We start from the raw sequence: 11,762 nt of genomic DNA on the forward strand, positions 1-11,762 counted from the left end.
TAGCCTTGAAGGAGCAAACATCAAAGAGGCCTACCTCATGGAAGCCAACTTCGCTAGAGCAAACCTCGCTAGAGCAAACCTCGCAGAATCCGGTCTCGCAGGAGCTGACCTGAGAGAAGCTTTCCTCTTGCAAGCTAAACTAACAAGAGCTAACCTCCGAAGAGCCAATCTAACCCAAGCCATCTGCTTCAAGGTCAACCTAGCAAGCGCTAACCTCGAAGAAGCTAACCTAAGAGCTAGCTTTCAAGAAGCTAACCTTGAAGGCGCTAATCTCCAAAGAGCCAATCTAGCAGGAGCCCTTCTTGAAGGCGCTAATCTCCAAAGAGCCAACCTTCAAGGAGCCAGCCTTCAAGGAGCTGACTTCAAAAACATCAAGTGGGACGATGCTACGAGCTGGCCAAACACAGATGAAGTCGCTAAAGCCAAGAATATTCCTGAAGACCTAAAGCAGCAGCAAGGAATCACAGACACTCCCTTACCCTAATCCCGGGGCGGCCATCTACCCGCACCATAGCTTCGCTCTAATGGCTTTGCTCTGCCACAATCATCGCAAAATGCGACATGCTAATTTTTTTTAATGCTGTCAGCACGTTTTTCACGCGCTTTAACCCACAGCCTACTGAGCTTTCGACCCATTCAAGCAAGGCATAAGCTCTATCAGCTACTGGAGCCATACAACCCGGTAACTGTCCTGCTGGGGGATTTAGAGCAAAAGCAAGCTGATTGAATTGCGGCGGCGGCAACTCGCTAATGTGTCGGATTAGGTGAAGGCGTTTAAGCGTCTCCATACCTAGATTGCTTGCTGTATAGTGCACTTGAACTATACAGCAAATTTAGCACACATAGATATCTGCTGCTACGCAGGCCCTCAGAAACTCTCTGAGGGCCTTTAGTTTGCGCCTAGCTTGCCAGCTCTACATGGATGTCCCAAAGGTACTCAGTCCGATTTTCTGGGTTCACCCCAGCCCAGACGACCAAGAGGGTCTGACCGTGGAATCCCTCAGCTTTGAAGGAAATCCCCCGCCTAAAGCTCCGGGCATTTCTCCCTAGTAGCGCAGCAACCCACCCTGTTGTAACCCTGTGAACGGGCACCGTAGGGATATCAGAAGCTAGCTGGTAGGTGTAGACGGCCTCTGGCCTCTTATGCTTTGCCTTCACCAGGGGGTGGGGGGTTCTCAATGGTTTCTTTCTAATAGGACTGGAATCAGCAGGGAAATTAAAGAAGCTGAGCTGTTCACATTCGCCATCAACATGCATACTTTTCATAGACATGGAATCTCCGTAGAGGTTTCTTGTTCAGTTGATACGCAAAGCTGCGGTGCGATCTTTGGACGGAGAGCGGTGCGGCTTTGCGTAACTAGACTACAGCGCTTATCGCAGAATAATTCGGTTTGCAGAAAAACTTGGGTGAGCAAGGCTCAAAGCGTTGTACAGAGATGGTTTGGCGAAATAACAGAAGTGTAATTAGAGGGTTTGTCTTGCCCTACATCCATATTTTTTCCATAGCCTCTTACCAGCTCTAGTAGATCTTTAGTGCGTCTGTACTATTTTCTCGGTGATCGCAAAAAGGTAGGGCCTGCACCTTCGAGGCAGGGGGCTTTGGTTAACCGTGTGATCTGCCTGCTACCCGCCCTCCGGCTCCCCCTTTGCAGATGCTTCCACTCCCCCAGGATGGGTCTTAGACAGGTGCGATCGCTATTCAATAAATCCTTATGTTGAGGATCCGCTTCTGAAGTTAGATTTCTGTGAAGATGCCAGGTTCATGGTTATGAGGGGCATCAACCTGGTCATTATTGGACTACACATTGGATCAGTTCATAATGGCTTCTGCCTCTCCCAAGCACACAGTTGCATCGCTCAAAGAGCAGTTCAAGTCATGCGCAGATGCCAAGCAGCACTTTGGCTTGAAAGCCCGAGGCTGGCAGGCTCTAGCGGATAAGTTAAACGCACCAAGCCTTGATGACCTGAAAGCTCAGATCGCTACTTTGGAAGCTCAAGTAGCCAAGCTTGAGGCTGAAAACAAACAACTCCATGCACACGCCTCTACGGGTACGGGCTTTGATGAGGTTGGTTTTTGGCTGTTAGATCGCAACTTTGAGAGGGCTAAGTTTGAGGATTTCGGTATCTCGGAAGCCGCCACCGAGATGAAGTCTAAGGCCGAGGATGAATACAAGCGCTTGGCCAAAAAGTATCACTCCGACAATGGGGGCCTTGATGAGCAAATGCAGAACCTCAACCGGCTGAGGAATCAGATGCTCTCTATTGTGAAGCTCAACGGCGGGATGGGGCTTTAGGCTCAGGAACGCCATGCAGCGGATTGTACTTAGCAATAACAATGAAATCGTCTTAAAGACAACTCTCTCAAAGGGCCAAGTTGCAAAGTTCAACAGCCTGCTGAATGAGCTTGTCTTAAAGAACGGTGCAGCTTACCTCTCAATTAGGCATTTGCATGGGGCTCTGCTGACCCGTAGCAAAGACACGGCTAAGAGTATCGTGCAAGCTTATCGGGACATTCTAAGAATCTATCTGGTGACTGCTGATGAACTGGGAGTTCGATCAGAACATGACTTTATAAGACCTATTGGAGTTCAACTGTTGCTTGACCACCTGGCTACAGACCGACCGCAGAGAGCATCTGATTACCGGGCTAGTGCTGCACTTTTGACTTATATCGTTGCTGCCCATCCACAGCTAGCTGTGGACTCATCGATAGAAGCCAAGAAATTAGCTAGTTTTAAGGACGGATTGATAAAGAGGCTTAAGTCTAGGCATAAGGTCTGTCAACTAACTGGGAAACCCTTTGGGAAAGACCATGAAAAGCACGTTCACCATATTGTTGCTGAGGCTATAAACCCGGCCCTAGCGGCTGATGAGGACAACCTCATAGTCATTACTGGGGTTGTTCATGACGAGTACCATGCATGGATCAACACCATTCCCGGTGCTGAGATATCTAGAGCTACCCTGCGGAACTTTGCCCGGCTAAAAGGCTACAGCTTGGACTGGGACAAGAGCATGGTAAAGCCAGTACAACAGGTCATCAACTTCTAGTGTTGCTCTAGTTTCACCCCTGGGCGAGACTCTTCGGTTAATACCCTCCGGCTCTAATTATTGACTCGGATTGTAAATTATGGAAACGAAGTTGGTATAAGGAATGGATAGAGACTTTTATCAAAGCGTCTTCTTACCAGCTCGTGTTGTTTGACTTGGGTAAGTATCAAACATGCAAATAGGGACGTTTCAAAGCGCCTTAAAGGTGCCTAAGGAAAAACGAGTTTATATCGGTCTGGGAACTGATTCCCGAAGTCAGTCAGTACTGGCTAACCCGTTCCCTATGATCTTGAGTAGTTCGGCCTGCGTGAAGCTCTTTAAGCAGTATGCCTACATGATCGTTGTAGATAGAAATCCGCCATCAGTGGCGATCCAGCGGTTGAAAGTGTACACGGTACACAAGTTTATCCCTCCTAGCCGCAAAAGGTTTATGGATCAGCTTGCCAGTCTCGAAGACGACAGTTTCTTGATCTGCTATTGCTACAAAGAGACGCCCTTAACCTGGCAGGGGGTTTACAACCTCAATTGTCATGGGGAGGTGATCGCGGGATTGTACGAGTTTCTAAAACTAGGAGAGCAGGGTGGATAATCGAGAAAGAACGTATTACTCCAACCCCTCAGACTCGCTCTAGCAGGTTTTCCGTATGTTCTCAAAAAAATATCGCCACACTACCGCCGTATAAAAACTTCTTTTTTTTGAAGTACCCCATGGCCGCTAGCACGTTTTCCACGCGCTTTAACCCACAGCCTACTGAGCTTTCGACCCATTCAAGCAAGGCATAAGCTCTATCAGCTACTGGAGCCATACAACCCGGTAACTGTCCTGCTGGGGGATTTAGAGCAAAAGCAAGCTGATTGAATTGCGGCGGCGGCAACTCGCTAATGTGTCGGATTAGGTGAAGGCGTTTAAGCGTCTCCATACCTAGATTGCTTGCTTATAGTTCAAATATACTGTTATACCAATTTAGCATAGTAGCCCCTTAGGAAACACCTAAGGGGCTGTGGCTTGGATGGTCTAACTCTAGCTAGCCAGCTCTACATGGATATCCCAAAGGGATCCCCTACGGTCTTCGGGGTTAGTGCCAGCCCAGACAGCTACCAGGGTGCTTCCGTGAAAGCCTTGGGCTTTATAGGTGAACCCCCTTCTAAAGCTCCTTGGCTCTTTGTTCAGGAGCTTAGCGGCTAGCCCCGTGGAAACCCGATGAATGGGCATCATAGGGGTCTTAGAGGTGAGCTGGTAGCTATAAACGACATCAGGCCGCTTACGCTTTATCTTCACCGTGGGCCTAGGTTTTCTCGATGGCCTCTTTCCGGTGGAGCTGGACTCAGCCGGGAAATTAAAGAAGTTGAGCTGTTCACCTTCGCCATTACCAGGCATACTCTTCACAGACATGGAACCTCCTTAGGGGTTTCTTGTTTACTCGATACGCGAAGCTGCTGGGCGATCTTTGGACGGAGAGCAAAGCAGCTTCGCGTCACGACTATATGACGGAATTCATCAGATGAATCGACAAGTTACTCTATATACATGAACAGTGCAAATGTACTATTCATGGTTGGAGGCTTTATTGTTAGTGCGTTTGCCGCACGATAACATCTAAGTCTGTTAGCCCCTAGTTCTATCCTGTATTTGACTCTGAGCCCCACCTTTGGGAATGCGATCGGGGCTTTCTGGTGTCTCAGGGGGCTTTGTTTGGTCTAGTCGCTCACGTAGGCACGTGCCCACGTAGATCAGTATCCACGTGCCTTGAGCCAATCCTCGACGGCCTCCCTAACAATTGTGGTCATGGGCTGGTCTGTCTCAAACCCGGCCCGCTTCAGGCGTTTGTATTGGTCGGTGGTGAAGTCAGCACTCAACCTGTGGGGGAATGCTTTGCCCTTATTCCCGTCATCCTGGGGATTTGCGGGGGGTGGTGTCGGCGGTGCTGGTGCTGGTTTAGGCAGGCTAGATTCTGGATCTGTGCCCAGCTGCTCTAGAAACCCTTCGACGGCCTCAGGCGCTGGCTTGCGGGTAATCCTCGATTTCTTCTCTACCATTGCTCCACCCCGGTCAGTTTCAAAACGTCCTTAGCCAGTGCTCTAAAATCCCGTGCAGCTGCACCGCTGGGCTCTACCTCAAACACGGTATGCCCCCCGCTCGATTCTGCGATCGCAACCCGTTGGGCAATGGTGGTAGACAGTACCGGGAAGGGGTAATCCTCCAAAGCATCGAGAATATCCCTGGCAATGACTGTTCGACCGATGGCCCGGTTCACGATGAATGCAGCCAGTAAGTCAGGTTTGATGCCCTGTACCTGCTCAACCATTGCCACGGTCTCAGCTGCTGCCCATACGTCATAGCTCGACGGCTGCACCGGGATCAGCACTAGGTCGCTGCTCACGATGGCAGAGCCTGTTAACTTGCTGGTGCGTGGAGGGGTATCGATTAGGGTGTGGTCATAATTGGCCACCAGGTCAGGTAGCTCACGGTGCAGGGTATCTCTGGCCATGCCCACAACCGAGAATGGCGGCTTGTCATCTCGGGCACTTGCCCACGTGCTTGCTGAAGCCTGGGGGTCAGCATCGACCAGCAGCACCTTCCGGCCAGCCAGGGCGATCGCATGGGCTAGGTGAACCGATAACGATGTTTTACCGCTGCCCCCTTTCAATGAGGCGATGGTGATAATCATTAGGCACGTGCTCAAGTAAATCAGTGCTCAAGTGAATGGTACGCCCTGTTGGGCTAAACGAACTTATTCACGTGCTCAAGTAATCAAGTAAAAACTTATCTAAGTAGACACGTGCTCAAGTAAACAATTATTTAAGTGAATACGCAATCACTTAGGTACTTGTAAGACTCATAATGATTCAACTTCTGTCTCGTCTGTCTAGCCGTAAGACTGTCTCACGAAAAACCAAGGGTTCTAGCTTGTCTCATGTGAGACGAAAGACGACTGTACGGCCCAATGCCCGGAAAGCCTTTAGATCCGTTGATTTTTACTAGACTTAATCTTAATTATGTCTAGTAGAATAGTGAGAGCTGTAGAGGATCCGATGAGTACCAACGGGCAGGCCAAGGTTCTAACCCATGACGAAATTGCCCAACTGTTTGAGGTGATGGACTCCTCCAGGGATAAAGCGCTGTTCGGCATCATGCTCTACTGTGGCTTGCGGGTGAGTGAGGCGATCGCCCTACGGCCTAGCGACATTAAGGGCGATGTGTTGGTGCTACCGGCCAAGGCAACCAAGGGTAAGCTGGCCACCCGACAGATCGATATTCACCCCAAGCTAGCGGCGCTGCTGGCCGACTATGACAACGGAGGGGCTGAGTACCTGTTCCCTGGTCGGCATGGTCGGGGGGGTTTGGCGAGATCATCGGCGGATTGGCTACTCGACCAGGCACTGGCCTATGCAGGGCTAGAGGGCCTAGGAATCAGTACCCACAGTTTCAGGCGCACGGCCTTAACCAACCTGAGTAATGCTGGGGTGCCTCTTCGGGTGATTCAAGAAATCAGCGGCCACCGAAGCTTGGCCAGCTTGCAGCGGTATCTGGAGGTGAGCCCAGAGCAGAAGAAGGCGGCTATCGCGGCGCTGGAGTATTGAGGAACAGCTTAGGAACTTCTTGCAGGTCGCATCAAACAGTTCAATAGCTCCGGCAATAATCGTTCTCCGCAATGTTAGGAAAGGCATTGCGAACAATTATCAGCATTGCAATTTATCCGATTTGCCATTAATATAGCTGCAAGCAGCTTCCAAGCTGCTTTTGTGACTCTTATAGCAAAAGGAGGCAATTAACGAGCTGACACTTAAGACAAAGGCAATTCCTCAGGTTCTAAAAGAATTAGGGTCTGGGGATCTTTGAGCAATAAACCGTAAGCACAATTACTCTTGGGAGGCTTTATGCCAGCTTATTCGACCCAGCAGCTAACACCTGCGAGAGCAGGCCCACTCTATAAGTCCAAAGGAGACATCAATGGAGCCAGTTCAGCCTTCTTTTACGAACTTCCCCCTCAATCAGAATTGCTCATCCTCTGGGCAATCCGAAATGGACGCCATCCCGGTGTCTATGGACTCGACATACAACGGGCTATCGAGGAAAGCAGTGGCGGGAACATCAAAATCTCCGTCGGTACCCTCTACTCCATGCTCAAGCGTTTGCGTGGAAAAGGATACATCACCTCTATTGAAGGTAGCGCCCCTGCTGGAGGCGGAAACCGTCAATACTACAGTCTTACTGACACCGGGAATGCAGTTGTCAATTTCGCAGACGATTTCATCGCTCGACTTCAAGACTGGCAACCCTAAACGACTGACAGAGGAAGAAGAGGAGGCTATTTTTTGTGAAGCCTTAGCTACCTCCTTTTTAATTAAGCGAATTGCCTATCCCCTCTGCCAAGTCATGGGGATGGCTGAAGTTGAGCACCTTCGATGGCGGATAGTCACGGATCGCAAGAAGATGCTCGATGAGTATGGCTATAGCAATTGGGAGATTTTGTTCTGGGACTTTGTAGACCTAGCTGATATTTGCCTGCGCTGGGCAAAGTCAGTAGTCCTGCCAGGGGGATAATGGGTTTCCCTGGCTTGAAGGTAATTTGCCAATTGTTTTCCGATCCACCCCGTCGCTAGGTGGCGATAGAGGCTGCTACATCATCAGCCTCTATCGCCACTTTAGTGCTCCGTCATCTGGACAATGTACTACCCGCTCGTGCTGCGCCATAGCTTCCGGCATAGCTTTGTGATGAACTAAGCAAATATGCCTAAGGTTTAACCAAGATTGTAGGGCTTCTAAGTTAAGGATCAGCTAATATGACGGCTAGGTATATCGAGTAGAATCTATTTTGTAAGATGGTAGATGTAAATAATGAGCAAGAAAATACGCAAAGGTTTCGCTACTTCGAAAAATTAAGGTATGCGGTATGGGATTCTCTTCTTGAGACTAAAACAAATACAGTGTATTGGAGTGTCAGAGCGAAAGACATACAACAATTTGACCAGAGAGCTAATGTACTTTCCGTTGTTCTCTCCTTGTCAACTGTGGCAAGTATTTTAACCAGCATCGATTTATTATGGAAGATTTTATCAATCATTTTATCTATTCTATCTGTGGCTATTCCAATCATTAACTGGTCTGAAAAAGCCGGAGTGTCTAGTGAGTTAGCAAGAAAATGGGGAGAATCTTTCAATGAATACTATCAGGTGTGGATGGAACTGGAATTTATAGATTTTGAAATAGCGCAAAATGAAGAAATAAATAGTATTAAAAAAAAATTCGAACTTGCTCAGACCGCGCAATTAGACTTGATTGGGAAAGATCTGAAAGTCAGCAATAAAGAACAGCTATGGCAAAAAATTAACCAGGAGGCCGACCAAATACTCAGACGTAAGTGCCAATATTCCGAGGATATATAATATGTACAGGCGACTATTTAGAAAACCCCAGAACGGTGAAAAATTAGTCAAGTATCGTGCTGACTCATATCCTCCCATCCCCACGAATGTATTACGGGAATCCATCAAGATTCAAAGGTTCTTAGCTCATGGAGGGGACTGGAAAGGGCTTGACAAAAAAATCTCTAATGACAGAAAAACTGTTTTTTTTAGACTTCCTTCTTTTTATCGATTGGTTGTGAGATTAGACGAAAATGGAGAACTAGATTTGACACAAACTAAGTTGGGATTGCACACAGGGAAGGAAATAAAAATAGAATTTAATCCTTCTAGTATTGAACTGAGAAAACACCCCAAGGGTAGCTGACAAACGCGCTGTTAACCAAATTGACAAGGATGCTTGCATTAGCCGCCAGCATTAATATCAGTTGGAGCGGGGAAGCTTGAGAACCCCTGCTACAGAAGATGTGAACTGACGTATTGAGGCGGTATTAAGTGTTGATCTAGGAGTGAAATTTGATGAGTGAGCCAACTTGGGAAGCTGTACGGCAGCGGGGAGACTTTAACCCCGATGATTGGGAAAACGACTTTAACGAGACCCGACATAGAACCCACTGGTATAAGGTGAACCCAACCACTGGTGAACGGGTTTTTGAGAAAACAACAGAAGGTGATGGGTGGTGTCCTGGCTGCTCTGATTGTTTGACCTACCCTGAGTAGATTAACAGCTAAGCCATCTACCCCCCGCGATCACTCCCACCGATGAGGGCATTCTAGGCAGCGTTGGTAACACCTAGGATTTGCATGGACAAGAGAACAATGATTGGGGTGGGGTTAGCCGCTGGCCTGCTGGTACTTCTGGCAGGGATGACCGGGCTGAGAGCATGGCAGTACAGCGGATCTGGTGATAGTTCCTCTGATTCAGCGGATAAGGTCATAGAGAGCATACAAAAGGCAAGAGAAGCTAACTGATTGCTACCTAAGCCACTTGGCCGAACGCACCGCTACCCAGGCAAACGCACCTCACCCGCAGGGCACCATAAGCCCAGCAGCGAGTTCCTGAGAGCTGATTCTCCAAAATAGATGCACCCTAGTCAACACCCCCGGTCAACGCTGCGATCGAGGGTGTTTTGTTTTAGGACACCATTAGCAGAGGTGCAAAGGATCCCTTCATTACCTAATTAGAAAAAACCTACAGAGCTGACAAATTGCGCTGAGGTTAATAAGAACTTGACTGAGGGAATACTTAAGCGTGAAAGGGCTATAAACTGCTCTGATTCTCGAAACAACCCTGTGTAAGCTTACAAATACTGCAAGGCATTCTGTGCCTATAAAGGAATTATTTATGTTAAAAACTATTCTCGCCCGAGTTGCAATTACGGGTGCAGTATTTTTAAGCGCAGCCGTTGAAGTTAAAGCAGTTGAATTTCCAATTATTGACCACTTTTGCTACTGGGTTAATAGTTCAGGTCAACTTCTAGACTTGACCTCAGTGTGTACTGGCTTAGAGCAGTCATTTATTCCTCCTACAAGCCAAGCAGTTGTAGTTAGTGAAGATGTCACAGAAGAACCCGTAGCATCCCCCAACTCTATGCAGGAAGCAGGTTATAGCCTTTTGCTTGGCAGAAGGGCTACTATTGCGGGCATCTCTTTTGATGTTTGGGGCAAAAGAGGTAGTGATCACATCTACTACATTTGGCAGGGGAGCAATCCAACTGTTCGAGACAACCCAGACTTAGTTGTTCAAGTAGACATTAGCCGCAATAGTCGCGTGAATGACGATTATCCTGTTGGATGTTTTTACAGTTCAAGCTCTACATGCACAGGCGACAGGGTTAGCAGCGCTGTGACGGATCCTGGAGTCCAGCAGAGAATTGCAACTAGCCTTAAAACTATGCCCCCTCATCGTAAATGGGGGAGCTACGCAGGCTCCTGTTTATTCCCCTGGCAAAGTGCTTCTGATGGTAGCCGCTGTGGAGCAAGGGCCGCTGTTATCAGAGAGGGTGGGTATTAAGCCATTTGGCCTACCGTTGCTACAGTTCCTGCTAAGAGGGGCACCTTAGGCCCACAGCGGCCATCGCATAAGCGATAGATGCACAAGCTTGAACCCCCCATAGGCACCGCTGGCCCGTGGGGGTTTTGTTTTGGGCGCACTAACGGGCAACAAAATTACCAGACCAAACCTACGGTCAAAAACATCGTAGGAACTATCCCCCCACAATTACAGGGGATAGACCCGTGAATAAAAATCAAATTGATCGCTCCAAATTCATCCAGGCCTTCTCCCTTGGACTCACTCTGGTGGCCTTGCACATCAACCTAATGAACGGAGGTGGGGTCATGGGTTTACATGACTTCATCGAAATCATGGCCAATTTTATAGCGCTGCTGCATGTGCTGGATGTGTTGTCATAACTCTGTGAATCAAGCCTCTTAGAACCGGGGCTGAATCTGGGCACTATAGGCGGGTTGCGATGGATACTGCTATGAATCCTGGGGAATGGCCTGCTGATTGGGCAATGTACGCTGGGAACAACACACTAGGGGCAGACCTGTTCTGGCTGGGTGGCCTTGCTGTGATGCTGTGGCTGAATTTTAAGCAGCGGGTGTAAGCCCAGTTAGAGCCTTACCTAGGTTAATGGGCCATCAGAATGGCGGGGCATTTAGAGCCATGTCTTCCGGCTCAATCAAGTTAAGCTGCACTGTTGTCTCTGGCGCTGGCGATTGATCTGGAACTAGGTTGAGGTCTAGATAGTATTTGTGGTGCTGATGACTGACGCTGTAGCCCAGCGATCAGCGATCCTGATGCAGACGAGATCACCCGGCTTAAACTGCTGCATAGCCCCTCCAGGCCTTCATACACCCAAATATTTTTGACTCTAGCCCAAAAGTACTACTCAGGAAGTAAATCCCCACACCTGGCAGATCAGACCAGCAGCAAAGCCTTCCAAAGTACCTCAGCCCAATGGTCCATGTGGTTGCGCTATGACCTCAAAAACCATAACTAGGCAGGTAATATGGTCTCTTCAGCGAGTTCCTGAGACTCCTAAAATAGATGCCCCCTAGTTCCCAACCCCGGTCAACGCTGCGCTTGGAGTTATTGACTAGAGCACCATAGACGGGGCACGGAGGGGTAGGCATGAGTACGATCGAAAATTTTACAACGGTCAGTAAGTACTATAGGGATTAGGCTAAACGCAGGTCTTATCGTTGATGCACTGTTAGAGAGTTCGCTATGGCATAGGTATGTCGTTACCTTCTCAAAGGCCCTTTTTCTGTGCTCCTTCCGAACATGGAATGCAGATAACCTAATTCGAGGTTATATTTGGGAAAAACAGACGTTT

General features: G+C 48.6%; 12 protein-coding genes. 8 read left to right on the forward strand and 4 right to left on the reverse strand.

Annotation, left to right across the window (positions count from 1 at the left end; all coding sequences use genetic code 11):
* Positions 1 to 484, forward strand: a 484-nt coding sequence (locus IQ265_RS28090) for a pentapeptide repeat-containing protein (protein WP_194059770.1), incomplete at its 5' end; no start/stop codon positions are given.
* A gap of 37 nt (positions 485 to 521) precedes the next feature.
* On the opposite strand, the gene IQ265_RS28095 is transcribed toward IQ265_RS28090, so the two are convergent.
* Positions 522 to 788 (reverse strand): hypothetical protein, encoded by a 267-nt coding sequence (locus tag IQ265_RS28095; RefSeq protein WP_194059772.1) that lies wholly within the window; start codon positions 786 to 788, stop codon positions 522 to 524.
* Between the two features lie 112 nt (positions 789 to 900).
* Positions 901 to 1,266, reverse strand: a complete 366-nt coding sequence (locus IQ265_RS28100) for a hypothetical protein (protein ID WP_194059774.1) — start codon at positions 1,264 to 1,266, stop codon at positions 901 to 903.
* A gap of 554 nt (positions 1,267 to 1,820) precedes the next feature.
* On the opposite strand from IQ265_RS28100, the gene IQ265_RS28105 reads away from it, so the two are divergent.
* Positions 1,821 to 2,294 carry a hypothetical protein gene (locus IQ265_RS28105; RefSeq protein ID WP_194059776.1) on the forward strand — a complete coding sequence of 158 codons (474 nt, stop codon included), beginning with the start codon at positions 1,821 to 1,823 and terminating at the stop codon, positions 2,292 to 2,294.
* A 13-nt stretch (positions 2,295 to 2,307) separates the two neighbouring features.
* Entirely contained in the window at positions 2,308 to 3,051 is a 744-nt protein-coding gene (locus tag IQ265_RS28110) for a hypothetical protein (protein WP_194059778.1), read from the forward strand.
* Between the two features lie 1,731 nt (positions 3,052 to 4,782).
* Here IQ265_RS28110 and IQ265_RS28120 read toward each other — a convergent pair.
* A complete protein-coding gene (locus IQ265_RS28120) occupies positions 4,783 to 5,088 on the reverse strand; it encodes a hypothetical protein (protein ID WP_194059782.1) in 306 nt (101 codons plus the stop codon).
* Complete coding sequence (gene parA / locus IQ265_RS28125) at positions 5,082 to 5,720, reverse strand: ParA family partition ATPase (protein WP_194059784.1); 639 nt, start codon at positions 5,718 to 5,720, stop codon at positions 5,082 to 5,084. Before parA ends, IQ265_RS28120 begins: the two co-directional genes overlap by 7 nt.
* 364 nt (positions 5,721 to 6,084) lie before the next feature.
* Between parA and IQ265_RS28130 the strand changes: the two genes are divergently transcribed.
* The 5 genes from IQ265_RS28130 to IQ265_RS28150 all read left to right on the forward strand — a co-directional run bounded on the left by IQ265_RS28130 (position 6,085) and on the right by IQ265_RS28150 (position 10,833).
* Entirely contained in the window at positions 6,085 to 6,633 is a 549-nt protein-coding gene (locus tag IQ265_RS28130; RefSeq protein ID WP_194059786.1) for a site-specific integrase, read from the forward strand.
* Between the two features lie 556 nt (positions 6,634 to 7,189).
* Positions 7,190 to 7,597 carry a hypothetical protein gene (locus tag IQ265_RS29775; protein ID WP_255524100.1) on the forward strand — a complete coding sequence of 136 codons (408 nt, stop codon included), beginning with the start codon at positions 7,190 to 7,192 and terminating at the stop codon, positions 7,595 to 7,597.
* 278 nt (positions 7,598 to 7,875) lie between these two features.
* Positions 7,876 to 8,439 (forward strand): hypothetical protein, encoded by a 564-nt coding sequence (locus IQ265_RS28140; RefSeq protein WP_194059791.1) that lies wholly within the window; start codon positions 7,876 to 7,878, stop codon positions 8,437 to 8,439.
* A gap of 1,324 nt (positions 8,440 to 9,763) precedes the next feature.
* Positions 9,764 to 10,432 (forward strand): hypothetical protein, encoded by a 669-nt coding sequence (locus tag IQ265_RS28145; RefSeq protein ID WP_194059839.1) that lies wholly within the window; start codon positions 9,764 to 9,766, stop codon positions 10,430 to 10,432.
* A gap of 224 nt (positions 10,433 to 10,656) precedes the next feature.
* Positions 10,657 to 10,833, forward strand: coding sequence for a hypothetical protein (locus IQ265_RS28150; RefSeq protein ID WP_194059793.1), 177 nt, complete (start codon positions 10,657 to 10,659; stop codon positions 10,831 to 10,833).
* Positions 10,834 to 11,762: the final 929 nt, after the last annotated feature.

Origin of the sequence: Nodosilinea sp. LEGE 06152, assembly GCF_015207525.1 — a bacterium.
In the GTDB taxonomy this organism is placed as follows: domain Bacteria; phylum Cyanobacteriota; class Cyanobacteriia; order Phormidesmidales; family Phormidesmidaceae; genus Nodosilinea.